Origin of the sequence: Rhizobium sp. N122, from assembly GCF_002211295.1 — a bacterium.
GTDB lineage: Bacteria > Pseudomonadota > Alphaproteobacteria > Rhizobiales > Rhizobiaceae > Rhizobium.
In genome coordinates this window covers 257,801-283,358 of record NZ_LOKU01000012.1, presented here as the reverse complement: position 1 = coordinate 283,358, position 25,558 = coordinate 257,801, and the positions used below count along the sequence as shown (strand labels likewise).

Genomic DNA, 25,558 nt, shown 5'->3' with positions numbered 1-25,558 from the left:
GATAGTAAGGATAATTCTTACTTCGAAGGAGCAGCAAGATGCGCGTCACGTCCAAAGGCCAGGTGACCATTCCTCGCGATCTCAGAGAACTTGCGGGCATCGAGCCCAACAGCGAGGTCATCTTCTCGATCGAGAACGGCAAGCTGGTTCTCTCGCCGAAGAACGGCAAGCAGGAGATCGAGGATCGGGGGCGGCTCGACCGTTTCCTGCAGACGATCCGCCGTCTGGAAGGAACCGGCGATCAGGCGATCAATGCCGAAGACCTCATGTCGATGACCCGTGATCGCTGATGGCAACGCTTGTCGATACAAGCATACTCGTCGACCTGGCTGTGACCGGTTCGTACTGGCACGGTTGGTCGCGTCGGAAAATGCTCGACGTCTTTAGAGATGGCCCGGTCCTCATAAATCCGATCATCTATTCCGAATTTTCCGTTCGCTACGATGATATGGACGAAGTCGACCAACTGCTTCCGCAGGATGAATTCCGCCGCGAGAACCTGCCTTGGCCGGCTGTCTTCGCCGCGGCTCAAGCCTCCCGGCTTTACCGTCGCGCCGGCGGAGGACGCGAACGGATATTGCCAGACTTCCTCATCGGCGCCCATGCGGCGATTAGGGGCTACAAGATTTTGACCCGCGACCCCGGCGGATACCGATCGTATTTCCCCTCCGTTGAACTTATCACGCCCGAAACGCACCCTTGAGAGACCGCGCCCCATGATTGGCAAGCTGAAAGGCACCATAGACGAGATCGGCGAAGACTATGTGCTCGTCGATGTACACGGCGTCTGCTACGTCGCCCACTGCTCGGCCCGTACCCTGTCCAAGCTCGGCTCGGCCGGCGAGGCCTGCGTGCTGTTCATCGAGACCTATGTGCGCGAGGATCAGTTGAAGCTCTTCGGCTTTATGACCGCATTGGAGCGGGAATGGTTCAACCTGCTCCAGAGCGTTCAGGGGGTCGGCGCCAAGGTCGCGCTTGCCGTGCTCTCGACCTTGACGCCGGGCGAACTCGCCAATGCGATCGCTCTGCAGGACCGCGCCGCCGTTTCTCGCGCGCCGGGCGTCGGCCCGAAAGTGGCGATGCGTCTCGTGACCGAGCTCAAGAACCGGGCGCCGGCCTTTGCCGGGGAGGCGATCAATATCGGCCTCAAGCAGGAACTCGGCGAAGGTGTCGCGGCCGCACCGGTGGCCGATGCAGTCTCCGCGCTGACCAATCTCGGCTATAGCAGAGACCAGGCGGCCAATGCGGTTGCCGCAGCCATGAAGACGGCGGGCGATGGCGCCGACAGCGCCAAGCTGATCAGGCTGGGATTGAAGGAGTTGGCGCGGTGAAGCCGGGAAAAACGACGGTTGAATATCGAGGCGACCGTTTTTTGGTGTATTGGTGTGAGAGTTTTCGGAACGGAATGAGAGCATGAGCGAACCCGCCCGCCTGATATCGCCGGAAAAGCGGGGCGAAGATCTCGACATCACCCTGCGCCCGCAATCGCTGGACGAGTTCACCGGCCAGGCGGAAGCGCGCGCCAATCTCAAGGTCTTCATCGAGGCGGCGAAGAACCGCGGCGAGGCGCTGGACCATGTGCTATTCGTCGGCCCGCCCGGTCTCGGCAAGACGACGCTGGCGCAGATCATGGCGAAGGAGCTCGGCGTCAACTTCCGCTCGACATCCGGTCCTGTCATCGCCAAGGCCGGCGATCTCGCCGCCCTGCTGACCAATCTCGAAGAACGCGACGTGCTCTTCATCGACGAGATCCATCGACTCAATCCGGCCGTCGAGGAAATCCTTTATCCGGCGATGGAGGATTTCCAGCTCGACCTTATCATCGGCGAAGGCCCCGCCGCGCGCTCGGTCAAAATCGACCTGTCGAAATTCACCCTGGTGGCGGCCACCACCCGTCTCGGCCTGCTGACAACGCCGCTGCGCGACCGCTTCGGCATACCGGTGCGCCTGAGCTTCTATACCGTCGAGGAGCTGGAACTGATCGTGCGCCGCGGCGCGCGGCTGATGAACCTGCCGATGACCGAAGAGGGCGCCCGCGAGATCGCCAGACGCGCCCGCGGCACCCCGCGCATCGCCGGCCGCCTGCTGCGGCGCGTGCGCGACTTCGCCGAGGTGGCAAGGGCCGAGGCCGTCACCCGCGAGATCGCCGACGAGGCGCTGACTCGCTTGCTCGTCGACAATGTCGGCTTCGATCAGCTCGACAAACGCTACCTCAACATGATCGCCGTCAATTTCGGCGGCGGCCCGGTCGGTATCGAAACCATCGCCGCCGGTCTTTCCGAGCCGCGCGACGCGATCGAGGACATCATCGAGCCTTATATGATCCAGCAGGGTTTCATTCAGCGCACGCCGCGCGGCCGTGTTCTGACCGCAATCGCGTGGAAACATCTCGGAATGCAACCGCCCAAGGAAATGGAGGCTGCGCAGTTCCGGCTGTTCCAGGAGGACGACTGAGTGATCACCCGCCGCGGATTTTTCAAGGTTCTTGGCGGCGGTATCGCAGGCGTCATGTCGCTCGGCGGTTACGCCTTCGCCTATGAACCGCTGGCGAGGCTTGGCATCGCCCGCTACCGGCTGACGCCGCCCGGATGGACGCCGGGGCTGAAACTCCGCGTCGTCGCGCTCGCCGATATCCATGCCTGCGAACCCTGGATGTCGGCAAGCCGCATTACCGCGATCTGCCGCAGGGCCAATGAACTCGAAGGCGATGTCACCGTCCTGCTCGGCGACTATGCCTCGGGCATGAACATGGTGACCCAATACGTCCATTCGAGCCAATGGTCGAAGGCGCTCTCCACCCTGCAGGCGCCTCTCGGCGTCCATGCGATCATGGGCAACCACGACTGGTGGGAGGACAGGACCGCCCAGAAGAACGGCGGCATGGAAACATTCGGGCACCGGGCGCTTGCCGATGTCGGCATCCCGGTCTACGGCAACCGCGCCGTTCGGCTCGAAAAGGACGGCCGCGGCTTCTGGCTCGCGGGCCTCGAAGACCAGCTGGCGCTGCTGCCCGGCAGGAAATGGGGCCGCACGCGCATGCTCGGCCTCGACGACCTCGAGGGCACGATGGCGCAGGTGACCGACGATGCGCCCGTCATCCTGCTCGCCCATGAGCCCGATATCTTTCCGCGCGTGCCCGAGCGGGTCTCGCTGACGCTGTCGGGCCACACCCATGGCGGGCAGATCCGCTTCCTCGGCCGTTCGCCGATCGTCCCCTCGCGTTACGGCAATCGCTACGCCTACGGCCATATTGTCGAGGAGCGCCGTAATATCATCGTCTCCGGCGGTCTCGGCTGCTCCATTGCGCCGGTGCGCTTCGGCGTGCCGCCGGAAGTCGTCGTGATCGATCTCGGATAGAATGACATGAGCAAGCGCACCCTCATCCGCCTGACTGCGGGCGCTGAGCGTTTCAATTATCGCATCGCCGGCCTGGGCTTTCGCGATGGCCACGTGCTCGTTCATCGCGCCGTGCACGAGCCCTTCTGGACCTTTCCGGGCGGCAGGGCGGAGATCGGCGAGACGTCGGAGGAAACGCTGAAACGGGAGATGGTGGAAGAACTCGGCCTCGAAGTCACCGTCTCCCGCCTGCTCTGGGTCGTCGAGAATTTCTTCCGCTACGAGGAGCGCGACTGGCATGAACTCGGCCTCTATTACCTGATGGACATCCCCCTGGAATTCCCCTTTAGGCCGGGCGAAATCATTCACCGCGTCGAAGACGGCGACAACCATCTCGAATTCAAATGGGTGCTTGCGACGCGCCAGGCCCTGACCGAGCTCGACATCCCGCCCTATTTCATCGCCGATGAAATCGAGAACCTGCCAGTAGCACCCCGTCATCTCGTCTGGCGCGACGGCAATCTCGATCAGAAGAACTGATGCAGGCAATTCAAAGTGGTTACAGCGTTCCCTTGCGCGCCTCAAAAGGCGCGCGGCGCTGCGGCCAAAAGCGCTCAAAGAGGAGATGCGCCGATGCCGACCTACGATCCCATCAGATCATTTCGCAAGCTCGCCTATAACAACGCTCTCGCCAACCACCGTCTGCTTCAGGCCTGCACGGCATTGAAGCCCGGCGAATTCGAAGCACCACGCACGAGCTTTTTCCCCTCGATCAAGGAAACCTTGAACCACATCATCACGGTCGACTGGTTCTATGTCGACGGACTGGAAGGCGGCACGCTCGGCTACCAGGCCTTCGAGGTCGACGAACCCTTCGACGACATCACATCGCTGGCGCAAGCGCAGGCGAAGGTCGACCAGCGGCTGACGACGCTTTGCGAGACCCTGACGCCGGAGAAGCTCACGTCAACTGTCCGCCTCCATCGCGGAGACCGCATCCAGGAGGAGCGGATGGACGACGTACTCGCCCACCTCTTCCAGCACCAGACCCATCATCGCGGCCAGGTGCATGCGATGCTCTCCAGCACCAGCGTCGCTCCGCCGCAGCTCGACGAATTCATCGTCGCCGACGATGCGAAATTTCGCGGGCGCGAACTCGCTGGACTCGGCTGGAGTGAAGAAACGCTGATGCTTTAATTCTGCAGCCGTTTTTTCAGTCCGTCGATGATCGTCTTGGTGAGAAGATCGTAATTCTCGTCGAAGTGATGGTCGCCGGGCAGTTCGACGACTTCCGCGCCGCTCTCCTTCACCGCCGGGCAAGCGACATCATCATCGTCGTCCTTGCCGTAGATGCATTGCACCAGCTTCGGATCGATATTCTTCAGATCGGCGACGGGATCGCCTCCAGCCCCTTCCGTTTTCTGGCCGAGCCAGCCGAGAACGGAGATGACGTAATCGACCTGGTGGGAGAGCGACAGCAGCGACAATTGCGCCACCGCCGACTTCTCGGCTGGTTTGAGGAGCTGATAGGTGGCGGGCACGACGTCGGCGCCGAAGGAATAACCGACGAGCAGCACATGCTTTACCTTCCACTGCTTGCGGTAGAAATCGATGATCTTCGAAAGATCGGCAGCGGTCTCCTCCGGCTTGCGCTCCGACCAGAAATAGTGAAGCGAATCGACGCCGACGACCGGAATGCCTTCCTTCTGCAGGGTGCCGCCGACTTCCTTGTCGATGTCGCGCCAGCCGCCGTCGCCGGAATAGATCACCGCCATCGTATCGAGAGCAGGCGTCGCCTCGAGGATCGCCAGCGGCAGGCCGAGCGGATTGCCGAAGGCGCCGGAGGCAGTGACGAGGTCGTCGAGCGTATCGGCAAACACCATCTGCGCATCGTCGGTTGACTCGCGGATTTCGATTGTGGAATGGACTTTCTTCAGCGCTTCGGCATGCGTCCTGCCATCTTTATCGGCATTGGGCGTGAAGACCGATATGACGGGGTCCGGCAACGCGCCGTCGCTGAGCCCGTAGACCATGCGGTCGCCAACTGCCTTCTTCGATGCCGGCGTGCAAAGTTCCTTGGTCAGCGGAATGCCGGCCTTCGGATCGACGGCAAGCGTCTGGCCGATCGTCGCATCCGGCGTTTGCGCCGCAATCGCCAGTGCCAGGGCCCCGCCCTCGCCGATGCCGGCGACGATTGGCAGGTGATAGGCGTTGTTGCCGGTCGCACGCTGCACCTGCTGGCTGAGCGACTCGATGTCCGAAACCATGTAGACGCAGCCGTCGTTGAGGCTGACATCGTATCGGCTGAGCGCCTGGATATAGGAGGGAAAGTCGACGCCGATGACGACGGCGCCTTCGGAGACCAGCCTGTCGGCCTCCCCCTTCTCATAGTCGCCCCAGCCGGCGGCATCCGAGATCAGCATCACCGTGCCCTTGACCTCTCCTTCCGGCAGGAAGATGTGCGGCGACGGGATAAGGCCGGTTTCGAAGCTCTGCGTGGTTTCCTCGGCGGCATGAACCGGTGCGGCCGCGAGCATGCAGGCGCATGCCGTGGCAAGAAGGATTGTCCTGATCATTTTCTCACTACCCCTTTCAATCCGCCCCCGATCAGAAATGTCGCGTCCATCAACGCGATCATCGGATTGCCCCCTCCGGAGACCGCAAGATAGCGCGGTTGCCAGTGCGGATGAAACTTTGATTTGAATGCCCGAAGGCCTTTGAAGTTGTAGAAGCGCTCGCCGTGTTCGAAGACGGTGCTGCCGATGCGGTCCCAGACGGGCGCCGCCTCGCGTTTCGACATGCCGGAGAGAGGCGCCATGCCGAGATTGAAGTGGGTAAAACCCTGGCCGCGCAGATATTCCATGATCTGCACGAAGAGAAAGTCCATCGAGCCTTTCGGCGCATCCGGCGAGAAGCGCATGAGATCGATCGTGCCTTCCTGCCTGGATTCGGTGACGAGGATATTGGCGAAAGCGACGATCCTGCCGTCTTTTTTCAAAATGCCGACCGGCTGGGAAGCGACGTAGCCGGGATCGAAGGCGCCCAGCGAAAAGCCCTTTTCCTTGGCGTTGTGATGTTCGAGCCAGGCCGTGGAGACGGCCGAGAGGTCATCGATCACCGAGGGCACGTCCTCGGGTTCGACGACGGCAAATTCCAGCCCGTCGCGCTGGGCGCGGCTTGCGGTCTGGCGAAGGTTCGCCCATTTGCCGCCCTTCATCTCGAAGGTTCGAAGATCGGTCACTGCCAGTTCGCCGAGCTTGAAGGCGCGAAGGCCAGCGTCTGCGCAATGGGAAAGCAGCGACGGCGAGATCTGATAGAACACGGCGCGGCAGCCGGCGGCACGCGCCGCTTCGACGAAACGCCAGACGAGCTCCTGCACGGCGCGATGTTCGCCGACCGGGTCGAACAGCGCGATCCAGGACCGGCCCTGCCGGCCATACATGATGAAGGCGTCACCCTTTTCCGAGAACATGATGCTCTTGTCGCCCATGCGCACCAGATTGGCGTCGGCATTGCCCTGCCTGCCGACGATTTCGACGGCGCGCACCAGCGCCTCCTCAGTCGCCGGTTCCGGCCGGAAGGCCGCCGGCCGAAGCAGGCTGAAGACGGCGATCGCCGACGAGATGATGGTGATGCCGAGCACGGCGCGTAAGCCCCGCGGCGCTTCGGCGGTGAATTCGAACTGCCACCAGAGCTGGTTGCTGTATTCGACATCGCGATAGACGAAGAGCAGGATGACGACGGCGCCGACGACGATGACCGCAATCGCCATCAGCCAGGATGCCGTCAGCGCCTGATTGAGCAGCGAGGCATGGCGGGTAAAGAGCCGCCGGCTGACGAAGAGCCCGAAGATGAGGAAGGCGAGAAACGCGGCTTCGACGAGCGCGATCGCTTTCAGGAGTGACAAAGTCAGTGCGGCAAGGGCCGAGAATACCGCCACCCACCAGGCGCCATCGAGCCGCTGGCCGAGGCCGCGCGCAGCGACGACGAGCGCGAGCCCCAATAGGCTGGACAGGAAATGCGCCCCTTCCACCATCGGCAGCGGCAGATAGTTTGAGAGGAATTCGAGGTTCTGGTCCGGTGTCGGCGTGACGCTCGAAAAGATCAGCATGACGCCGAGCAGTAGCGCCAAGGCCGACAGCAGTTGCGGCATCAGTCTCCCGCCGATGCGCCGGACGCTGGAGGCGGCAGGATGATCGACGAACCGACGCAGCTCCGTCGCCGAGACCGCGAGCACGGCGATCAGCAGCGGCAGCACATGATAGATCAGCCGGTAGAGCACCAACGATCCGAGCACGGCATCGATGTTCACGGCGCTGCCGAGAGAGGCGATGATCACTGTCTCGAACACGCCGAGCCCAGCCGGAACGTGGCTGAGCACGCCGAGACCGACGGCGATCGCATAGACGGCGAGGAAGACCGGCCAGCCGATGGCCGTCTGCGGCAGCAGCATGTAAAGCACGGACGCCGAGGCGGCGATATCGAAGGCGGTAACGAGGAACTGCCGCGACCAGGTACGCGAATCCGGCAGGCGGATCGCGACTGGGCCGAGATCGAGCACGCGCCCGTCGCGGCCGATGATCATCACCGCACCCAGAATGGCGACGATCGAACCGGCGATCAACCGCAGCAGCAAGGCGCTGACGCCGACCAGCGGGCCGATCTCGTCGGCGATGATGATGAGGGCGATCGCCCCGACGCCCGCAAGCCCCAGACCGAAGGAGAGCGTGACGAAGGCGATGATCCGGCCGATATCTTCAGGCGACAGCCCTAGACGCGTATAGGCGCGATAGCGGATCGCGCCGCCTGACAGTGCCCCGAAACCGGCGGTATTGCCGACCGCATAGGCACTGAACGCCGTCAGCGCCACATGCGGAAAGGGCAGCTTCTTGCCGATATAGTCGATCGCATTGAGATCGTAGAAGACCAGCGAGAGGAAACTGAGTGCGGTGAAGACCAGCGCAAGCAGGATGGCGCTCGGCCTGGTTGCCGCCAGCGCGTCAACGACGTCGTCATAGCGCACCTCGTTGGTCAGCTGCATGATAGCATAGCCGACGAGGCAGAAGACCACGAGTGTCGCCGCTGCCGTCAGCGGTGTTCTGTAACGTCTGAATAAACCGCGAAAAGAAAATCCGTCCGCGTCTTCCATCTCTTTCAAATTGTCGTGACCCGACATGTCTTATCCTGCTGCAATTGCCAGCTCGGCGGGAATCATTTTTGAAAGACGTAACATGAGAGGCATATAAGCTCCATGAAGCCATGCCACCGTTACCCAGCCCCGCCGCCTGGGCCTCCATTACCCTCAATTGGGGCGAATTTGCGCAGGCGGACATAACGCCGCATTGCATTTTCGTAAGCTTATGAAGGGACTTGCCCCGCCACGGAGGGGATTTGCAAGCGCGCTTCATGCCGCCGGCTCGCCATTCGCCCGCGCATGGGCGGCGTAGCGCGCAACGGCAGCATCCACCTCCGCGTTGCGATCACCCGCCACCTGCACTGTCGGCACGGCAAATTCGATGCCGTTTTCCCTGAAGGCATTGCGGATCATCGCCAGCGCATTGCGGCGGATGACGAATTGCTCGCCGGGCTTCGTCATCATCGACAGCCGGATTTCGATTGCGAATTCGCCGAACTGCTCGACACCCTTCATCTTCAGCGTCTCGATGATATGAGGGCCGAATTCCGGATTTTCGAGCAGTGTCTGGCCGATCTGCTTGATCACCTTCTTTGCTTTGACCAGATCGGTATCGTATTTGACGTTGAGGCTGATCTTGTCGATCGTCCAATCGCGGTTGAGGTTCTTCACCGCGCCGAGTTCGCCGAACGGCACCGTCGTCAGCGGCCCGCGATGATGCCTGAGCTTCACCGAGCGCAGGCTGAAGGCTTCGACCACGCCCTTGTGGCTGCCGCTTTCGATATATTCGCCGATGCGGAAGGCATCGTCCCAGAGATAGAACATGCCGCTGATCACATCCTTGACGATCGTCTGCGCACCGAAGCCGACCGCCACACCGACAACGCCGGCGCCGGCGATCAGCGGCCCGATCTCGATGCCAAGGCCGGAAAGCACCATCAAGACAGCAAGGACGGCGATGACGACGGCAAGGATATTGCGGAAGATCGGCAACAGCGTCTGTATCCGTGCGCGTTTGGCCTTCTCCTCATCCGTTGCCCCGCCATCCACGGATGAATCGAGCAGCTTGCCGTCGATATAGGCCTTGATGACATGCCAGAGCAGGTCGGCGGCAAGCAGGATGACGATGCCGCCGATGACGCCGCGCGCGATCTTGTCGACCATGGTGTCGCCCGCCGCCATCGTATCGGCGCCGACGCCGAGCATGTGCCCGAGCCAGATGGCGGCAACAGCAATGATCAGCGCCCGCACGCCACGGTCGAGCAGCACGGCGGCTATGCGGCGCGTCGCCAGGAAGCTCGCCTCGGTCTGCCGCAGCGATTTCACCGCAATCGTCGAGACGGCAAGCACGCGCGGCAGCAGCAGCACATAGATGCCGAGCCAGAGCAACCAGTTGAAGCCTGCGACCCAGAGGCTCCAGAGCAGCAGGAAATAGACGGTGAGCGCCCAGGAGATCCCGTGACCGCGTTTCTCGTCCTTATGCGGCCGCGACCAGACCGCTTCGATCGCGATCAGGAGCAGGCCGATGCCGAGGACGTAGCCGACGAGGAGCCGCGCGCTGGGGGAATAGCCGAGTGGTTCCATCGACTGGATCACCGCCCAGCCGAGCATGAAATAAATGACGAAGGTCGCGCAACGCCGGTACCAGAACAATGCGACGTCACGCCCCGGCATGGTCAGAGCGGTGATGCCCTGCCGTTCTTCCTCGGTCCGCGCCAGTCCGATGAGATCGACCAGCACACCGCCGAGGCAGATCGTGAAGCGTTGGACGATGAGCGCGACGACGCAGACGATCGCGATGCTCTGGCTGAGCGGTGGCCAGCCGAGGCTGAGAAGCGCAAGCATCGTTGCCGCTGCGAAGATCAGCGCCGGGATGACGCGCGGCGCCAGATGCATGCCGGCCATCTCGGCCAGGCGACGACGGCGGCGGCGGAAGGCATAACGGGCAATGCTTTCGACGATCGCGCCGAGCAGGAAGATGGCCAGGAACTGTGCTGTCATGCGCGGCCAGCCGTTCGCGGCGATTTCGCCGAAGAACAGCGAGGAAGCGTTGCCGACCTGCGATGGCAGCACCATTGCTGCATCGGAGATCATCGAGACATGTCGGCGGGCATGTTGCAGCAGTCCTGACAGCACCGACATCTGGTTCTCGGCCGCCGTATCGGACGCAGGCGTCGCCGCCATCTGCGTCGACATCCACTGCTTGACCTCGGGCGTCTGCATGAGCTGCATCATCTCACGCACCTGGGCCGGCGGGGTCGACGCGGCTGGCGTTTGCGTGGGTGGTGTCTGGGCAAGGCCTGGTGAAACCGCCCCCAAAAGCGCAATGAATGCCAGCACACCCGATATGGCGGCCTTCAAGCCCCCTGCCCTGCCACGCGCCATGACCGCCTCCAATGGAATGCCGGCCGCTTGGACGAAGCAGCCCCGGCATTTCCCTTTTCAGCAATGGATACTCGCGAGCACTGCCGCCAGCAAGCCGTAGGGAAACCATACCGATGGCTAGGAAAGGCTGAGGCGCCTCCTTGTCAGAAGGCGCCGAAAGCCTCCGGCCTTCAGGATTTCGGAGCCGGCTTTTCCACGTGGCCGCCGAAACCCGCCCGCATTGCCGACAGCACCTTGTTGGCGAATTCGTCGTTGTCGCGCGAGGAGAAGCGGCCGTAGAGCGCCGCACTCAGCACTGGCGTCGGCACGCTTTCGTCGATTGCCGCCATGATCGTCCAGCGGCCTTCGCCGCTGTCGGAGACGCGGCCGGCATATTTCGACAGCGCCGGATCGGCATGCAGCGCATCGGCGGTGAGATCGAGCAGCCAGGAGGTGATGACGCTGCCGCGGCGCCAGACTTCGGCGACGTCCTGCAGATTGAAGTCGTATTGGAAATGTTCCGGGTGGGCGAGCGGCGCGGTTTCCGCGTCGGCCTCATGCGAGGCGGCGCCGATATTGGCGTGTTTCAGGATGTTGATGCCTTCGGCATAGGCGGCCATCAGGCCGTATTCGATGCCGTTATGCACCATCTTGACGAAATGGCCGGCGCCATGCGGGCCGCAATGCAGGTAACCCTGCTCGGCGGTGCTCGCCGCAGCCGCCTCGGCGCTGCGGTTCGGCGAGGCTTCCGTCTTGCCGGCGCCGGGCGCGAGCGTCGCGAAGATCGGCGAAAGGTGCTGGACGATGCTCTTCTCGCCGCCGATCATCAGGCAATAGCCGCGTTCGAGGCCGAAGACGCCGCCGCTGGTGCCGACGTCGACATAATGGATCCCCTTGGTGATGAGCTCGGCGCCGCGGCGGATATCGTCGTGGTAATAGGAGTTGCCGCCATCGATGACGATATCGCCGTTCTCAAGCAGCGGCAAAAGGCTCGCCAGCACCTTGTCGACGATCGCCGCCGGCAGCATCAGCCAGATCGCCCGCGGATGCGTGAGCTTCAAGACGAACTCTTCGAGCGAAGCACTACCGGTCGCACCGAGGCCTGCGAGTTCGGCAACGCTTTCCGGCCTGGCGTCGTAGACGACGCATTCGTGACCGCCCCGCATCAACCGCTGGACCATGTAATTGCCCATGCGGCCCAAACCAATCATGCCAAGCTGCATAATGAAATCTCCTGGAAATCGAGATGAAGTATCGAATCCGGAAATTAGCACCGGCAGTGTGACAGGCAAGAGAAGTCTCGACTCCAATGGCGAATGCGACGATTGCGCCGCCGATCGCATCGAGACCGATGGTCAGGCATCCGGCGCGCTGGCCGGCTCCCCCTTCATTTCGCTGAGGAACATGCCCTCGCGCAGATTGATGCCGTATTCGACGAAAGCCTTCATGCAGCAGAGCATCTGCGTCCAGCCTTCGCAGTTGAGGTAGGTGCCGCGCCGGCCGGCCTCGTCCTCGCGCCAGCCGGTCTCGGCGATGGTTACCAAGGTGCCGCCATCCTCCAGCGGCTTGAAATTCATCTCCACCGACGTCTTGTAGGTCGTCTTGTCGTCGCCGGTGCCGCCGTCCCAGCTGAGCACGATGCGGCTTTCCGGCACGAGTTCGACCACCTCCACTTGGGCGTCCTTCCACCAGGTCACCGTCTTGCCCTTGACGAGCGGCGCGCTCGCCCCGCCGATCGTGGTGAAATAGCTGCTGAGCTTCTTCGGGTTGACGACGGCGTCGAACACCTCGGCGACGGGGCGGCCGATCCGGCCGGAAACGCGGATTCCGAGAGACATGCTCTTTCTCCTTTTCTCCATTGTGCCTGTTTCCATTGTACTTGTTCCATTGTACTCGGCGCCATTATGTTATAAAAACATAACATGTCAAGCGAATCGACCGACGATCCCGTTTTCAAGGCGCTGGCGCATCACCGCCGCCGTGAAATCCTCGACCTGCTCAAGGATGCCCCCCGCACCACGGGAACGCTTTGCGAGATGTTTCCGCAGATGGACCGCTGCACCGTGATGCAGCATCTGAAGGTGCTGGAGGAAGCCGACCTGGTCATCGCCAGGAAAGAGGGCCGCGAACGCTGGAACCACCTGAACAGCCTGCCGATCAAGCACATCCATGACCGCTGGATCAGCGCCTATGCCGGGCACGCTCTATCGATCCTCGACCGGTTGAAAAGCGATCTCGAAGGCCCGCCGGAATAAGGACCGGACGGTCAGACCTCCCGGCCGCCGCCACGCCATCGACCGAGCCTGCAGCTTTCCTGCACCCTCGTGCATAATTTATGCGTTGCCTGGAAAGCCCGGCCTTCATAGCCTCCGGCTCCAAACATTCCGGAGGCGGTGCGATGACGATAATGGTGACGGGAAGCGCCGGCCACCTCGGCGAGGCGCTGATGCGCAGCTTGAGAGCGCAAGGCCGGTCGGCGCGCGGCATCGACATCAAACCCTCGGCCTTCACCGACATGGTCGGCTCGATCGCTGACCGCGCTTTCCTCCGGCAGGCGATGTCGGGCATCCGCCACGTCGTCCATGCCGCCACACTGCACAAGCCGCATGTGGCAACCCACCGCAATCGCGATTTCCTCGACACCAATGCCGGCGGTACGCTGAACCTGCTCGAAGAGGCGGTCACCGCCAAGGTTGCGAGCTTCGTCTTCACCAGCACCACCAGCGCCTTCGGCGCGGCGTTGACCCCGGCGGCTGGCGCACCGGCGGCATGGGTGACCGAGGACGTGCTCCCGGTCGCCAGAAACATCTACGGCGTAACGAAACTCGCCGCCGAAGGCCTGTGCGAACTCTTCGCCCGCAGCTCCGGCCTGCCGGTCGTTATTCTGAGGACATCGCGCTTCTTTCCCGAAAGCGACGACAATCCTGACATTCGCGGCGGCTATTCGGCGGAGAATGCACAGGCCAACGAACTTCTGCACCGCCGCGTCGATATCGCGGATGTGGTCTGCGCCCATCTGCTGGCGCTCGACAAGGCGCCGTCAATCGGCTTCGGCCGCTATATCGTCTCCGCCACGACGCCGTTTTCGGCGAACGATCTCGCCGAGATAAGGCGCGATGCGCCCGCCGCCGTCGAACGTCTGTTCCCGGGTGCGGGCGCCCTCTATGCATCACGCGGCTGGAAGATGTTTCCGACGCTCGACCGCGTCTATGTCAACGCCCGCGCCCGGCAGGAACTCGGCTGGCAGCCGCGATATGATTTCCGCTTCGTGCTCGATTGCCTCGGCGACGACAGGGAATGGCGAAGTCCGCTGGCACTGGACGTCGGCTCGAAAGGCTATCACGACGAAGGGCCTTATCCGGTCGATTAGTCCGGCGTCTTCCGAAGAGGAAAGGAAAAGGCGCGATCCACGACCACCGATGGATGTTTACGATCCTGGGTGCCTACAAACGTAGGTGGGCGCCGTGTGTCCAGGCCCACGGGCCTGGCCAGGGACAGCTCCCTTTGGATCGAGTATGGCCCCAGGGATTGTGGTTCCTGTCGAGAGGCGCAGACCGCATCGCGATATATAAGGTCGTTTGCGCTGACGCGCCAGTGGCGGCGGCAGCTCGTTCTTATTTAATTGAAGATCAATTGAGGTCGGGGGCGGGCCGGCCATTCAGCTTGTCGGTGATGCCGCGAATGCGGCTTGAAACCTCACTGAGCGCCGCCGCGAGATTTTCCTCGGTTCGGGCGGTGGCTGCAAGCACGGTGTCGCGGTTGCCGCGCAGGGACTCGAGTTCGGATTCCAGCCCGGCGACGCGGCGCGTCAGCTCGGCGATCTCATCCATGATCATGATCCCGGCCATAACAGTGATCCTGAGATCGCCGATTTCCCCGAACTGCCCCTTGAGATGGCCGACATAGCGGTCGAAACGGGTGGCGAGATCGGTCAGGTGATCCTCCTGCCCTTCCTCGCAGGCCATGCGATAGGCCTTGCCGTCGATCGTTACTGTTACCTGCGCCATGCCAAACTCTTTCTGTCAGCGATCCAGAACCGCGCGGATCGTTTCCATAGCCGTTACCAGCCGCCGCGACACCTCGCGGTTGACTTCTTCAAGCCGGTTGGCGCGGAATTCGGCCTGATCGAGCTCCTGCGCCAGCCGGGAGCGGTCGGCGTGCACGCGCCGCACCTCGCCCTCGATCTCGCCCTGCTCGCGCTCACGCTCGACACGCATGTCGACGGCGTTTTCGAGGCTCGAAATCGCCTGCCTCAATTCGTTGAGCGCTGCTTCCATGGTTTTGCCTGTGGGCATCATGCCTTCCCGATTCCCGCGCAGGATCCGCGAATCGGCACGCCGCGCCGATCCTGCGATTTCAAAAAGGATATGCAGCTCGCCGACGGCCCGTCAATAAATCCTGTCACTTGCCCACCGGCCTATCCTGTGGATGAGCGTTTTAGATGTCCTCGCCCAGCAAGATTTGTCTTTTGTACAACCATGCGATCAAATGTCAAAAATCGCGGCGGCCTGCCCGGATTTGGCGCCCCATTTATTGACTTGCCAGCGCCAACTGCTATGTGTCTGCCGCTTTCACTCGATGGTCTTGGAGGCTCGAGGCCATCCCCCCGACACCCGGAACTTGCGGAAAAGCCATGACCTCTCCCGAACAACACGACCGGATGGCGAATGCGATCCGTTTCCTCGCCATGGACGCCGTCGAAAAGGCGAACTCCGGCCACCCGGGCATGCCGATGGGCATGGCCGATGTGGCAACGGTCCTGTTCACCAAATATCTGAAGTTCGATCCGAAGAGGCCGCATTGGCCGAACCGCGATCGCTTCGTGCTCTCGGCCGGCCACGGCTCGATGCTGCTTTATTCGCTGCTGTATCTGACCGGCTATCCCGACATGACGATCGAGGATCTGAAGCAGTTCCGCCAGCTCGGCTCGAAGACCGCCGGCCATCCGGAATATGGTCACGCCACCGGCATCGAAACGACGACCGGCCCGCTCGGCCAGGGCATTGCCAATTCCGTCGGCATGGCGATTGCCGAACGCAAGCTGCGTGAGGAATTCGGCTCCGATCTTCAGGATCACTATACCTATGCGATCTGCGGCGACGGCTGCCTGATGGAGGGCATCAGCCACGAAGCCATCGCACTCGCCGGCCACCTGAAGCTCAACAAGCTCGTTCTGTTCTGGGACAACAACTCGATCACCATCGACGGCGCCGTGTCTCTGTCGGATTCCACCGATCAGATCGCCCGTTTCAAGGCCGTTCACTGGAACACGATCGAGATCGACGGTCACGATCAGGCAGCCATCGCCGCCGCGATCGAAGCCGCCCACAAATCCGACCGGCCGACCTTCATCGCCTGCAAGACGATCATCGGCTTCGGCGCCCCGAACAAGCAGGGCACCCATAAGGTCCACGGCAACCCGCTCGGCGCCGAGGAAATCGCCGCCACCCGCAAGGCGCTGAACTGGGAATCCGAAGCTTTCGTCGTCCCGTCGGACGTCCTGGACAGCTGGCGCGCCGCCGGCGCCCGTTCCGCCGATCTCGTCAACGCCTGGGAGCAGGGTGTGGCCAAGGCTCCGGCCAGGGCTGAATTTACCCGCCGCATGGCAGGCGAGCTGCCGGAAGGCTTCGATGCCGCAATCAGCACCTACAAGAAGAAGCTCGCCGAGACCAAGCCGACCGTTGCCACCCGCAAGGCTTCGGAAGACGCGCTCGAGGTCATCAACGGCTTCCTGCCGGAAACGCTCGGCGGCTCGGCCGACCTGACGCCGTCGAACAACACCAAGACCAGCCAGATGCACTCGATCACGCCGACGGATTTCGCCGGCCGGTACATGCATTGGGGCATCCGCGAGCACGGCATGGCCTCGGCCATGAACGGCATTGCGCTGCATGGCGGCCTTATTCCCTACAGCGGCGGCTTCCTGATCTTCTCGGATTACTGCCGCCCGCCGATCCGCCTCGCTGCGCTGATGGGCATCCGCGTCATCCACGTCCTGACGCATGACTCGATCGGCGTCGGCGAAGACGGCCCGACGCACCAGCCGGTCGAGCAGCTCGCCGGCCTGCGCGCCATCCCGAACCTGATGGTCTTCCGTCCGGCCGACGCCACGGAAACGGCGGAATGCTGGCAGATCGCCGTCAAGACCCACAACCGTCCGTCCGGCCTTGCTCTGACACGTCAGAACCTCAGCCCGGTCCGCACCGAATATAGCGAAAAGAATCTCTGCGAGCAGGGCGCTTATACACTGGCCGGCAATGCCGACGCCAAGGTGACGATCTTCGCCTCCGGCTCGGAAGTCGAAATCGCCGTTGCCGCCCGCGCAGCCCTTGAAGCCAAGGGTGTCACGGTGCGCGTCGTGTCGGTTCCCTGCACGGAACTGTTCTTCGAGCAGCCGGACGCCTATCGCAAGGAAGTGCTTGGCAACTCGCCGGTCAAGATCGCCGTCGAAGCCGCCGTCCGCGAAGGCTGGGATGCCTTCATCGGACCGGAAGGCACTTTCATCGGCATGAAGGGCTTCGGCGCTTCCGGCCCGGTGAAGGATGTTTACAAGCATTTCGGCATCACCGCCGACGCCGTCGTTGCGGCCGCGGAAGCAAAGCTTTAATGAGAGCGCCTTGAGGCGCTCTCCATCTCCTCAATTCCAGGCCCGCTCTATCGGGCTCTATTCTATCGGGAGTGAATGAACATGACAGTCAAGGTTGCCATTAACGGCTTCGGCCGCATCGGCCGCAACGTCCTGCGCGCTATCGTCGAATCCGGCCGCACCGACATCGAAGTCGTCGCCATCAACGATCTCGGCCCCGTCGAAACCAACGCCCACCTGCTGCGCTACGACTCGATCCACGGCCGCTTCCCGGCAACGGTGAAGGTCGAGGGTGACACGATCATCGTCGGCAACGGCAAGCCGATCAAGGTCACCGCGATCAAGGATCCGGCGACGCTGCCGCATCGCGAACTCGGCGTCGACATCGCGATGGAATGCACCGGCATCTTCACCGCCCGCGACAAGGCTGCCGCCCACCTGACGGCCGGCGCCAAGCGCGTCATCGTTTCGGCGCCTGCAGACGGCGCCGACCTCACCGTCGTCTTCGGCGTCAACCATGACCAGCTCACCAAGGAGCACTTGGTCATCTCCAACGCCTCCTGCACCACCAACTGCCTGGTGCCGGTGGTGAAGGTCCTCGATGACGCCGTTGGCATCGACCACGGCTTCATGACGACGATCCACTCCTACACCGGCGACCAGCCGACGCTCGACACGATGCACAAGGACCTGTATCGCGCCCGCGCCGCCGCCCTTTCGATGATCCCGACCTCGACGGGCGCTGCCAAGGCCGTCGGCCTCGTTCTGCCGCATCTGAAGGGCAAGCTCGACGGCACCTCGATCCGCGTTCCGACCCCGAACGTGTCGGTCGTCGACTTCAAGTTCGTCGCTAAGAAGGCGACCAGCGTCGGCGAAATCAACGAAGCCATCCAGGCTGCTGCCAACGGCAAGCTGAAGGGCATCCTCGGCTACACCGACGAGCCGCTGGTCTCGCGCGACTTCAACCACGACAGCCACTCGTCGATCTTCGCGACCGATCAGACCAAGGTCATGGAAGGCAACTTTGTGCGCGTCCTGTCCTGGTACGACAACGAATGGGGCTTCTCCAGCCGCATGTCCGACACGGCAGTCGCTTTCGCCAAGCTCATCTGAGCACACGCAAGGCATCATTATGCAGGCGGCCCGGGAAACCGGGCCGCTTTTTGTTGCCATGCCGCGAACGAAACCGATCTTCCCCGTACCGGTATCTTTTCGTCCATTGCCGGGACGAGATCTGATAGGATAACTGAACTGGGCGTTCCAAAATGCCCAGTTTCATCGCGCCGCATCGGCCACCAACCAGGCGCGGACATCAGTGCGTGCGGCAGCGCTGTCGCCAACATGAGAGAGATGAATGGATTATTTTACCGTAGAAATCGCCGGCCGCGCCGTTGCCAGCTTTCGCTCCGAAAATGATGAGGACGCGACGCATTTCTTCGAGGCGGAAGATTTTCGCGACGATCTGACCATCCTGGAGTCCGAGGGCAAGCCCCTGTGGGACCGCAAGGCTACGCTGAGCCTGCGCAAGGCGACCGCCGAAGAGGCAAGCGAAGTCGAGCACGCCTATGAGTTCGACGACGACCCCGAAAGAACCATCGAGGACGAGTTCGTCGTCTTCCTCGTTCCGGTCGCGGATCTGACCGACGAAGACGAGGACAGCGAAGACTGAGACCGGCTTTTATAGCCACATCGAAGCGACGGCTCCGGTGTGGCGTTGCCACTCGCAGGCAAGGATCAATCACGGATTGGCCATCCGCTGGCCAGGCATGATAGAGTAAGGACATGCACAGCGCTGCACAATGGCTGAAATGATCCAAGTGGAGGCGACAAATGGCAGAGGCACAAAAACGCTTGTCCCCCTCCACTCTCAAGCGGCGGCAGCGGTTTCACCCCAAGCGGGACGTCAGACCCGCCGTGCTGGCAAAGGCTAATCGCCTGGTCATCCGGGTTGCCGCGTTCATCGGCCTCGCATTTCTCGCCGTCATCATCACTCAGGCAACGTTGGGATAGCAGAGCGGCCGACCGGCAGGAAAAATCCGTGCCCGTCTCTTTTGCCCTGCTCTCGCCTGATTTTCTTATACATTCTTTATAGAGAATTTCTCCCGTAGCATTCCGTGTCGGTTGGCCGTCCGGCAACCGTTCAGCAGCATGATGCAGCATCGCGACGAGGTTAAGCCGCAAGGCCTACCCTTCTCTGGCGTTTTGCCGTTTACTGATGGGCCGCCGCGCGTGAGGAGGGGTTGGATGAAGACGGGTCGGCCTGACCTGGCCGTATTCGCGAAGCAGTCATGGAAAGGGGTGGGCATGGAAGCGTTCTATATCGTGGTGCTGGTCTCGACGGCGCTCGTGCTTCTTGCCGCTTTTTCAAGCCTGCTCGCCTTCCGGTTCGGCGCGCCCCTCCTGCTGCTTTTCCTGATGATCGGCCTTGCCGCCGGCGTCGACGGCCTCGGCATCGAGTTCAGCAACAATTACCTCGCCTATATTCTCGGCTCCATTGCGCTCGCCGTCATTCTGTTTGATTCCGGCTTCGGCACGCCGATGCACGCCTTCCGGCTCGCGGCGGTGCCGTCGCTAGCGCTCGCCTCGCTCGGCGTGCTGATAACCGCCTCGCTCTTTGCCTTCGCCGCCATGTGGCTCTTGAACTTCACCTGGCTGGAGGGCCTGCTGCTCGGCGCGATCGTCGCCTCGACGGACGCCGCCGCCGTCTTCTTCCTGCTGCGCATCGGCGGCATCAATATCCGCGACAAGGTGCGCTCGACGCTCGAAGTCGAATCCGGCACCAACGATCCGATGGCGATCTTTCTCACCATTGCCCTCGTCGAGGTGCTGGCCAGCGGCGAGCGCTACGCCGGCATCAATATAGGCATGCTCGCCATGTTCGTGCAGCAGATGGGGCTCGGTGTCATCCTCGGCCTGCTCGGCGGCATGATGATCGTGCTGATCGTCAGCAAGCTCGACACCGACCGCGGCCTGACGCCGATCTTCGTGCTGGCGCTCGCCCTGCTCGTTTTCTCCTTCACCGGCGCGGTCGGCGGCAGCGGCTTCCTCGCCGTCTATGTCGCCGGCATTTACGCCGGAAACCGCAAGATGCAGGCGATCGGCACCATCAAACGCTTCCAGGACGGCATGACCTGGCTGGCGCAGATCATCATGTTCCTGGTGCTCGGCCTGCTCGCCACGCCGTCGCAATTCCCGGTGATCATCGTGCCGGCCATTCTGCTTGCCCTCTTCCTGATCTTCATCGCCCGGCCGTTGGCGATCTGGCTGTCGCTGCTCCCCTTCGATTACACGCAGCAGGAGATCGGCTTCGTTGCCTGGGTCGGCCTGCGCGGCGCCGTCTCCATCCTGCTCGCCATCATGCCGATCCTCGGCGGCCTGGAAAACGGCCAGATTTATTTCAACACGGCCTTCATCATCGTGCTGGTCTCGCTTCTCGTCCAGGGCTGGACGATCAAACCCGTCGCCAAAAAGCTCGGCCTGATCATTCCGCCGCGTATCGGCGCCGTCGACAAGGTCGAGGTCGACCTGCCGGGTGCGGCCAACCACGAACTGCTCTCCTACCGCGTCATCAAGGATAGCCCGGTGCTGCGCGGCGAGCGCATTCCGCGCTGGGCAACCCCCTCGCTCGTCATCCGCGACGGCAAATCGATGCGCTACCAATATGCCGGGCGGCTGCGTGAGAACGATCTCGTCTATCTGTTCATCGTGCCGAGCTACTCCCGTCTGCTCGACCGGCTCTTTGCCAGCCGTGCGCCGGTCGATGAGGACGATGCCGAATTCTTCGGCGCCTTCGCGCTCTCGCCGGCCCGCCCTGCCGCCGATCTCGACGCCGCATATGGCCCTGGCCTGCTCAACGAATCCGAAAAGGGCCTGACCATCGCCGAACTGATGCGCCAGCGCCTCGGCGGCAAAGCCGATTATGCCGACCGCGTCCGTCTCGGTTCGATCATCCTGATCGTCCGCGATCTCGATGAGCATGACCACGTCACCTCCGTCGGCATGTCGCTCGAAGCCGTCGAACCTGCGATCACCCTGCCGATCTTCATCAACCTCAAGGACATCATCCAGCGCATCCGCGACCGCCTGAAGGGACGCCGGAGGCGAGAGGCCGCAGCCTCCGAAGCCGCTCCGAAAGCAGCGGCCGGACGCGACGAAGGCACACACGAAAACGGTCGCTGAACGCCTTGCGTCTCGAATGATCCTTGCTATGGTCGGCGCAATTTCCGCCAACCAAGACTGGATCTCCCATGCCTTCCTTCAAGACCCTCGACGATCTCACTGATATCCGCGGCAAGCGCGTTCTCGTCCGCGTCGATCTCAATGTCCCGGTCAAGGACGGCAAGGTCACCGATACGACGCGCATCGAGCGTGTGGCGCCGACGATCCTCGAACTGTCCGAGAAGGGCGCCAAGGTGATCCTGCTGGCCCATTTCGGCCGGCCGAAGGACGGCCCTTCGCCGGATCTGTCGCTGTCGCTGATCGCCCCTTCGGTCGAGGAAGTGCTCGATCACGCCGTATCGACGGCCGCCGACTGCATCGGCGAGGCCGCCGCCGCCGCCGTCGCCGCGATGAATGACGGCGATATCCTGCTTCTCGAAAACACCCGCTTCCACAAGGGCGAGGAAAAGAACGACGCCGACTTCACCAAGGCGCTCGCCGCCAACGGCGACATCTATGTCAACGACGCCTTCTCCGCCGCTCACCGCGCCCATGCCTCGACCGAAGGGCTCGCCCACCACCTGCCGGCCCATGCCGGCCGCACCATGCAGGCCGAGTTGGAGGCGCTGGAAAAGGGCCTCGGCGATCCCGCCCGCCCGGTCGTCGCGATTGTCGGCGGCGCCAAGGTCTCGACCAAGATCGACCTCCTGATGAACCTCGTAAAGAAGGTCGATGCGCTGGTCATCGGCGGCGGCATGGCCAATACCTTCATCGCCGCCCGCGGCACCAATGTCGGCAAGTCGCTCTGCGAGCATGATCTCGCCGAAACCGCCAAGCAGATCATGATCGAGGCCGCGACATCAGGCTGCGCCATCATCCTGCCGGAAGACGGCGTGATTGCCCGCGAATTCAAGGCGGGTGCCGCCAACGAGACGGTCGATATCGAGGCCATTCCCGCCGATGCCATGGTGCTCGACGTCGGCCCGAAATCCGTCCAGGCCATCAATGCCTGGATCGATCGCGCTTCCACGCTCGTCTGGAACGGCCCGCTTGGCGCCTTTGAGATCGAGCCCTTCGATGCCGCGACAGTCGCTGCCGCGAAATATGCCGCTGGCCGCACCGCAGCCGGCAAACTCACCTCCGTTGCCGGCGGCGGCGACACCGTCTCGGCGCTCAACCATGCCGGCGTTGCCGACGATTTCACCTATGTCTCCACCGCTGGCGGCGCTTTCCTGGAATGGATGGAAGGCAAGGAACTTCCCGGTGTCGCCGTTCTGAACGCCGGCCGGTAACGGCCTGCGCATCGGCCCGACATCTGGGCCGATGCGTCCGTTCGAATGCTGCAGCGTCCTTCGCGCGTCTAATGAGGCGGCGGGCGCCGCAAGCCCGATTTAACAGGTTTTACATGTGGATAGACCGCGGCGGCGAGGAGCCTTCCGCGGTCTTTTGCTCACGGGCCGGAAAAAATCCCATTTTTTTAACCGATTGAATTGATTTCAATCGTTTCAGTGAGTTAGGCTTCCATTTTCCTCCCTATGAACTTCTGTTATCGCCGTCCTATATTCTAAACCGCCGATGTTTAATGCTGTGGAGAGAACGAGAATGAGCGAACGACTGGAAGACATTGCAGTGCAGATGGTTGCAGGCGGCCGGGGACTGCTTGCGGCAGATGAATCGACCTCCACCATCAAGAAGCGTTTCGACACGATCAATCTCGAATCGACCGAAACGAGCCGCCGCGATTACCGCGAGATGCTCTTCCGCTCCGACGAGGCGATGAAGAAATATATCTCCGGCGTCATTCTGTTCGAAGAGACGCTGTTCCAGAAGGCTGCCGACGGCACGCCTTTCGTCGACCTTATCCGCGCTGCCGGTTCCATTCCCGGCATCAAGGTCGACACCGGTGCCAAGCCGATGGTCAAATTTCCCGGCGAAACCATCACCGAGGGTCTCGACGGCCTCGGCGAACGCCTTGCCAAATATTATGAAGCCGGCGCCCGTTTTGCCAAATGGCGCGGCGTCATCGCCATCTCGTCCTCGCTGCCGACGCGCGGCTCGGTCCGCGCCAACGCTCAGGCGCTCGCCCGCTATGCGGCTCTCTGCCAGGAAGCCAAGATCGTGCCGATCGTCGAGCCCGAATGCCTGATGGACGGCAAGCCGGGCGACCACAACATCGACCGCTGCGCCGAAGTCACCGAAGCCACCCTGCGCATCGTTTTCGAGGAACTGGCCGAGGCCCGCGTCAGCCTCGAAGGCATGATCCTGAAACCGAACATGGTCATCGACGGCAAGAACGCCCGCAAGGCCTCGGTCGAGGAAGTTGCCGAGCGCACCGTTCAGGTGCTGAAGCGCACGGTTCCGTCTGCGGTTCCCGGCATCGCTTTCCTTTCCGGCGGCCAGACCACGGAAGAGGCGACGGCGCATCTTTCCGCGATCAATGGTTTTGACCTGCCCTGGCTCGTCACTTTCTCCTATGGCCGCGCCCTGCAGGACAGCGCCCTCAAGGCCTGGAACGGCAAGCCTGAGAACGTCGCCGCCGGCCAGCGCGAATTCACCCACCGCGCCGAGATGAACAGCCTCGCCGCCAAGGGCAGCTGGAAGAAAGACCTGGAAAAGGCCGCCTGATTTTTTCAGCAGCCTCGAGTGAGACGAAGAGGGGGCGGCGGCACATCGTTGCGGCCCCTCTTGCATTGTCACAGCGACAAGAAACCGCTTCATTCCCTTAACAACCATGCTTACTCATAGCGGCCCGCCACAACAGGAGCCGCCATGGACACCCTCTCCTACATCACCGTCGATGTCTTCACCTCCACCCGTTTCGAGGGCAATCCGCTAGCCGTCATCTCCGATGCACGGGGCCTGAGCGATGCCGCGATGCAGGAGATCGCCACCGAATTCAACTATTCCGAAGTCACCTTCGTTCTGCCGCCGGAAGATCCGCGGAATTCGGCCCGCGTGCGCATCTTCACCCCGACGATGGAAATTCCCTTCGCCGGCCATCCGAATGTCGGCACCGCCTATGTGCTCGGCCAGCAGGCAGAGATTTTCGGCAGGCCGGTCGGCGAGAAATTGCGCTTCGAAGAAAAGGCCGGCATCGTCGAAGTCGACCTGAAACGCAGCGGCGGAAAGATCGCGGCCACCGCCATCCGTGCGCCGCAGCCGCTGATGGTCGGCGATACCATCTCCGAGGAAATCATCGCCCGCTGCATCTCGCTCGAGCCCGGCGCCATCGTCACAACCACCCACGCACCGGTCTTTGCCTCGGTCGGCCTGAACTTCGCCGTTGCCGAAATGAGCGGGCTTGACGCGCTGGTCGCGGCCCGCCCGAATCTTGCCGGTTTCCAGGCGGCTGCCGGCCGCCAGACGACGAGCGGCCACGACTTCTCGCTCTTCGTCTATGCCAGAACAGCTGAGAATCCGTGGTCTATTCGCGCCCGCATGTTCGCACCGCTCGACAACGTGCCCGAGGACCCGGCAACCGGCAGCGCTTCAGCCGCCCTCGGCGCCTATCTCGTCTCGCTCGCACCCGACGCCGATATGACCGTCCGCGTCACCATTGAACAGGGCGTCGAAATGGGTCGCCGCAGCGTCATCACCCTCGATGTCGTGAAATCCAAAGGCATCGTCACCGATGTCGTCATCTCCGGAACCTGCGTTTTCGTCATGCGCGGAGAAATTGTTCTGCAGGACTGACGACAGCATATCGGCTTACATCAGGAAGTCGCGCAAGAGCAGATCCAGTGCCCAGACCCCAAAAGCGATCAGCGCGATCTTCCAGAAATCCATGCGCCGCCGGAGGCCTGGAAACCCGAGCGGCTTGACCAGCTGTATCGCCATGGCAAGGATGAGCAGCAAGGCTATCAGCTTTGTCATGCTTTATTTTTTCCATTTTTCGGAATGTCACAGGACGGACATTTTTCCGCGCGAACACAGGATCCGACACGCCGTAAAGAGATTCCGGGGCACAATCAATCATCTTG

The 25,558-nt window shown here is 62.4% G+C and carries 25 protein-coding genes and 1 other RNA gene; 17 read left to right on the top strand and 9 right to left on the bottom strand.

Annotated elements, in window-relative coordinates; translation table 11 throughout:
• Positions 1 to 38 precede the first annotated feature (38 nt).
• The 7 genes from ATY75_RS11695 to ATY75_RS11665 all read left to right on the top strand — a co-directional run bounded on the left by ATY75_RS11695 (position 39) and on the right by ATY75_RS11665 (position 4,533).
• Positions 39 to 290 (top strand): AbrB/MazE/SpoVT family DNA-binding domain-containing protein, encoded by a 252-nt coding sequence (locus ATY75_RS11695; RefSeq protein ID WP_064840619.1) that lies wholly within the window; start codon positions 39 to 41, stop codon positions 288 to 290.
• On the top strand, positions 290 to 703 hold the full coding sequence (locus ATY75_RS11690) for a type II toxin-antitoxin system VapC family toxin (protein WP_088937653.1): 414 nt from the start codon (positions 290 to 292) through the stop codon (positions 701 to 703). The genes ATY75_RS11695 and ATY75_RS11690 overlap by 1 nt, the downstream gene beginning before the upstream one ends.
• 13 nt (positions 704 to 716) lie before the next feature.
• A complete protein-coding gene (ruvA, locus tag ATY75_RS11685; protein WP_064840621.1) occupies positions 717 to 1,331 on the top strand; it encodes a Holliday junction branch migration protein RuvA in 615 nt (204 codons plus the stop codon).
• An 82-nt stretch (positions 1,332 to 1,413) separates the two neighbouring features.
• Positions 1,414 to 2,454 (top strand): Holliday junction branch migration DNA helicase RuvB, encoded by a 1,041-nt coding sequence (ruvB, locus tag ATY75_RS11680; RefSeq protein WP_037141201.1) that lies wholly within the window; start codon positions 1,414 to 1,416, stop codon positions 2,452 to 2,454.
• Positions 2,455 to 3,357: a metallophosphoesterase gene (locus ATY75_RS11675; RefSeq protein ID WP_088937652.1), complete on the top strand. Its 903-nt coding sequence runs from the start codon at positions 2,455 to 2,457 to the stop codon at positions 3,355 to 3,357.
• A 6-nt stretch (positions 3,358 to 3,363) separates the two neighbouring features.
• Positions 3,364 to 3,876: an NUDIX hydrolase gene (locus ATY75_RS11670; protein WP_088937651.1), complete on the top strand. Its 513-nt coding sequence runs from the start codon at positions 3,364 to 3,366 to the stop codon at positions 3,874 to 3,876.
• 93 nt (positions 3,877 to 3,969) lie between these two features.
• Complete coding sequence (locus ATY75_RS11665) at positions 3,970 to 4,533, top strand: DinB family protein (RefSeq protein WP_088937650.1); 564 nt, start codon at positions 3,970 to 3,972, stop codon at positions 4,531 to 4,533.
• Here the strand turns inward: ATY75_RS11665 and ATY75_RS11660 are convergent.
• The 5 genes from ATY75_RS11660 to ATY75_RS11640 all read right to left on the bottom strand — a co-directional run bounded on the left by ATY75_RS11660 (position 4,530) and on the right by ATY75_RS11640 (position 12,672).
• The gene (locus ATY75_RS11660; protein ID WP_088937649.1) at positions 4,530 to 5,912 is read right to left on the bottom strand and encodes an AcvB/VirJ family lysyl-phosphatidylglycerol hydrolase; all 1,383 of its coding nucleotides are present in this window, start codon (positions 5,910 to 5,912) and stop codon (positions 4,530 to 4,532) included. The two genes, ATY75_RS11665 and ATY75_RS11660, sit on opposite strands and share 4 nt — an antisense overlap.
• The gene (gene mprF, locus ATY75_RS11655) at positions 5,909 to 8,512 is read right to left on the bottom strand and encodes a bifunctional lysylphosphatidylglycerol flippase/synthetase MprF (protein ID WP_088937648.1); all 2,604 of its coding nucleotides are present in this window, start codon (positions 8,510 to 8,512) and stop codon (positions 5,909 to 5,911) included. The genes ATY75_RS11660 and mprF overlap by 4 nt, the downstream gene beginning before the upstream one ends.
• 228 nt (positions 8,513 to 8,740) lie before the next feature.
• On the bottom strand, positions 8,741 to 10,855 hold the full coding sequence (locus ATY75_RS11650) for a mechanosensitive ion channel family protein (protein WP_088937647.1): 2,115 nt from the start codon (positions 10,853 to 10,855) through the stop codon (positions 8,741 to 8,743).
• Positions 10,856 to 11,025: 170 nt separating this feature from the next.
• A complete protein-coding gene (gene gnd, locus ATY75_RS11645; protein ID WP_064840629.1) occupies positions 11,026 to 12,057 on the bottom strand; it encodes a phosphogluconate dehydrogenase (NAD(+)-dependent, decarboxylating) in 1,032 nt (343 codons plus the stop codon).
• A 132-nt stretch (positions 12,058 to 12,189) separates the two neighbouring features.
• Positions 12,190 to 12,672 carry an SRPBCC domain-containing protein gene (locus ATY75_RS11640; protein ID WP_088937646.1) on the bottom strand — a complete coding sequence of 161 codons (483 nt, stop codon included), beginning with the start codon at positions 12,670 to 12,672 and terminating at the stop codon, positions 12,190 to 12,192.
• A gap of 84 nt (positions 12,673 to 12,756) precedes the next feature.
• Here ATY75_RS11640 and ATY75_RS11635 point away from each other — a divergent pair, with 84 nt between their 5' ends.
• Together ATY75_RS11635 and ATY75_RS11630 are read left to right on the top strand one after the other, a co-directional pair.
• The gene (locus ATY75_RS11635) at positions 12,757 to 13,089 is read left to right on the top strand and encodes a metalloregulator ArsR/SmtB family transcription factor (protein WP_088937645.1); all 333 of its coding nucleotides are present in this window, start codon (positions 12,757 to 12,759) and stop codon (positions 13,087 to 13,089) included.
• Positions 13,090 to 13,232: 143 nt separating this feature from the next.
• Positions 13,233 to 14,204: an NAD(P)-dependent oxidoreductase gene (locus tag ATY75_RS11630; RefSeq protein WP_088937644.1), complete on the top strand. Its 972-nt coding sequence runs from the start codon at positions 13,233 to 13,235 to the stop codon at positions 14,202 to 14,204.
• 30 nt (positions 14,205 to 14,234) lie between these two features.
• Here ATY75_RS11630 and ssrS read toward each other — a convergent pair.
• The 3 genes from ssrS to ATY75_RS11615 form a co-directional block, all read right to left on the bottom strand.
• Positions 14,235 to 14,393: non-coding RNA, 6S RNA (gene ssrS / locus ATY75_RS11625), on the bottom strand.
• Positions 14,394 to 14,463: 70 nt separating this feature from the next.
• A complete protein-coding gene (locus ATY75_RS11620) occupies positions 14,464 to 14,841 on the bottom strand; it encodes a cell division protein ZapA (RefSeq protein ID WP_049734628.1) in 378 nt (125 codons plus the stop codon).
• A 15-nt stretch (positions 14,842 to 14,856) separates the two neighbouring features.
• On the bottom strand, positions 14,857 to 15,132 hold the full coding sequence (locus ATY75_RS11615) for a DUF4164 domain-containing protein (protein ID WP_037094330.1): 276 nt from the start codon (positions 15,130 to 15,132) through the stop codon (positions 14,857 to 14,859).
• 335 nt (positions 15,133 to 15,467) lie between these two features.
• Between ATY75_RS11615 and tkt the strand changes: the two genes are divergently transcribed.
• The 8 genes from tkt (at position 15,468) to ATY75_RS11575 (ending at position 25,271) form a co-directional block, all read left to right on the top strand.
• Positions 15,468 to 17,441: a transketolase gene (gene tkt / locus ATY75_RS11610; protein ID WP_088937643.1), complete on the top strand. Its 1,974-nt coding sequence runs from the start codon at positions 15,468 to 15,470 to the stop codon at positions 17,439 to 17,441.
• An 81-nt stretch (positions 17,442 to 17,522) separates the two neighbouring features.
• Entirely contained in the window at positions 17,523 to 18,533 is a 1,011-nt protein-coding gene (gap, locus tag ATY75_RS11605) for a type I glyceraldehyde-3-phosphate dehydrogenase (protein WP_049734847.1), read from the top strand.
• A 241-nt stretch (positions 18,534 to 18,774) separates the two neighbouring features.
• The gene (locus ATY75_RS11600) at positions 18,775 to 19,089 is read left to right on the top strand and encodes a hypothetical protein (RefSeq protein WP_064840633.1); all 315 of its coding nucleotides are present in this window, start codon (positions 18,775 to 18,777) and stop codon (positions 19,087 to 19,089) included.
• Positions 19,090 to 19,250: 161 nt separating this feature from the next.
• A complete protein-coding gene (locus ATY75_RS11595) occupies positions 19,251 to 19,430 on the top strand; it encodes a hypothetical protein (protein ID WP_088937642.1) in 180 nt (59 codons plus the stop codon).
• A 294-nt stretch (positions 19,431 to 19,724) separates the two neighbouring features.
• Entirely contained in the window at positions 19,725 to 21,599 is a 1,875-nt protein-coding gene (locus ATY75_RS11590; RefSeq protein ID WP_088937641.1) for a potassium/proton antiporter, read from the top strand.
• Between the two features lie 68 nt (positions 21,600 to 21,667).
• Positions 21,668 to 22,870, top strand: a complete 1,203-nt coding sequence (locus ATY75_RS11585) for a phosphoglycerate kinase (RefSeq protein WP_088937640.1) — start codon at positions 21,668 to 21,670, stop codon at positions 22,868 to 22,870.
• Between the two features lie 310 nt (positions 22,871 to 23,180).
• Positions 23,181 to 24,203 carry a class I fructose-bisphosphate aldolase gene (locus ATY75_RS11580; RefSeq protein WP_088937639.1) on the top strand — a complete coding sequence of 341 codons (1,023 nt, stop codon included), beginning with the start codon at positions 23,181 to 23,183 and terminating at the stop codon, positions 24,201 to 24,203.
• 144 nt (positions 24,204 to 24,347) lie between these two features.
• Positions 24,348 to 25,271 (top strand): PhzF family phenazine biosynthesis protein, encoded by a 924-nt coding sequence (locus ATY75_RS11575; RefSeq protein ID WP_088937638.1) that lies wholly within the window; start codon positions 24,348 to 24,350, stop codon positions 25,269 to 25,271.
• Positions 25,272 to 25,286: 15 nt separating this feature from the next.
• Here ATY75_RS11575 and ATY75_RS34575 read toward each other — a convergent pair whose 3' ends face one another.
• On the bottom strand, positions 25,287 to 25,451 hold the full coding sequence (locus ATY75_RS34575) for a hypothetical protein (RefSeq protein WP_088937637.1): 165 nt from the start codon (positions 25,449 to 25,451) through the stop codon (positions 25,287 to 25,289).
• Positions 25,452 to 25,558: the final 107 nt, after the last annotated feature.

Bases quoted from the DNA above. Each gene is read 5' to 3' on its own strand.
- ATY75_RS11670 (WP_088937651.1), top strand. From the start codon at position 3,364: ATGAGCAAGCGCACCCTCATCCGCCTGACTGCGGGCGCTGAGCGTTTC.
- ATY75_RS11575 (WP_088937638.1), top strand. From the start codon at position 24,348: ATGGACACCCTCTCCTACATCACCGTCGATGTCTTCACCTCCACCCGT.
- gap (WP_049734847.1), top strand. From the start codon at position 17,523: ATGACAGTCAAGGTTGCCATTAACGGCTTCGGCCGCATCGGCCGCAAC.
- gnd (WP_064840629.1), bottom strand. From the start codon at position 12,057: ATGCAGCTTGGCATGATTGGTTTGGGCCGCATGGGCAATTACATGGTC.
- ATY75_RS11650 (WP_088937647.1), bottom strand. From the start codon at position 10,855: ATGGCGCGTGGCAGGGCAGGGGGCTTGAAGGCCGCCATATCGGGTGTG.
- ATY75_RS34575 (WP_088937637.1), bottom strand. From the start codon at position 25,451: ATGACAAAGCTGATAGCCTTGCTGCTCATCCTTGCCATGGCGATACAG.
- ATY75_RS11695 (WP_064840619.1), top strand. From the start codon at position 39: ATGCGCGTCACGTCCAAAGGCCAGGTGACCATTCCTCGCGATCTCAGA.
- ATY75_RS11635 (WP_088937645.1), top strand. From the start codon at position 12,757: ATGTCAAGCGAATCGACCGACGATCCCGTTTTCAAGGCGCTGGCGCAT.
- ATY75_RS11660 (WP_088937649.1), bottom strand. From the start codon at position 5,912: ATGATCAGGACAATCCTTCTTGCCACGGCATGCGCCTGCATGCTCGCG.
- ATY75_RS11580 (WP_088937639.1), top strand. From the start codon at position 23,181: ATGAGCGAACGACTGGAAGACATTGCAGTGCAGATGGTTGCAGGCGGC.
- ATY75_RS11615 (WP_037094330.1), bottom strand. From the start codon at position 15,132: ATGATGCCCACAGGCAAAACCATGGAAGCAGCGCTCAACGAATTGAGG.
- mprF (WP_088937648.1), bottom strand. From the start codon at position 8,512: ATGTCGGGTCACGACAATTTGAAAGAGATGGAAGACGCGGACGGATTT.
- ATY75_RS11690 (WP_088937653.1), top strand. From the start codon at position 290: ATGGCAACGCTTGTCGATACAAGCATACTCGTCGACCTGGCTGTGACC.
- tkt (WP_088937643.1), top strand. From the start codon at position 15,468: ATGACCTCTCCCGAACAACACGACCGGATGGCGAATGCGATCCGTTTC.
- ATY75_RS11590 (WP_088937641.1), top strand. From the start codon at position 19,725: ATGGAAGCGTTCTATATCGTGGTGCTGGTCTCGACGGCGCTCGTGCTT.
- ATY75_RS11585 (WP_088937640.1), top strand. From the start codon at position 21,668: ATGCCTTCCTTCAAGACCCTCGACGATCTCACTGATATCCGCGGCAAG.
- ruvA (WP_064840621.1), top strand. From the start codon at position 717: ATGATTGGCAAGCTGAAAGGCACCATAGACGAGATCGGCGAAGACTAT.
- ruvB (WP_037141201.1), top strand. From the start codon at position 1,414: ATGAGCGAACCCGCCCGCCTGATATCGCCGGAAAAGCGGGGCGAAGAT.
- ATY75_RS11600 (WP_064840633.1), top strand. From the start codon at position 18,775: ATGGATTATTTTACCGTAGAAATCGCCGGCCGCGCCGTTGCCAGCTTT.
- ATY75_RS11665 (WP_088937650.1), top strand. From the start codon at position 3,970: ATGCCGACCTACGATCCCATCAGATCATTTCGCAAGCTCGCCTATAAC.
- ATY75_RS11620 (WP_049734628.1), bottom strand. From the start codon at position 14,841: ATGGCGCAGGTAACAGTAACGATCGACGGCAAGGCCTATCGCATGGCC.
- ATY75_RS11595 (WP_088937642.1), top strand. From the start codon at position 19,251: ATGGCAGAGGCACAAAAACGCTTGTCCCCCTCCACTCTCAAGCGGCGG.
- ATY75_RS11640 (WP_088937646.1), bottom strand. From the start codon at position 12,672: ATGTCTCTCGGAATCCGCGTTTCCGGCCGGATCGGCCGCCCCGTCGCC.
- ATY75_RS11630 (WP_088937644.1), top strand. From the start codon at position 13,233: ATGACGATAATGGTGACGGGAAGCGCCGGCCACCTCGGCGAGGCGCTG.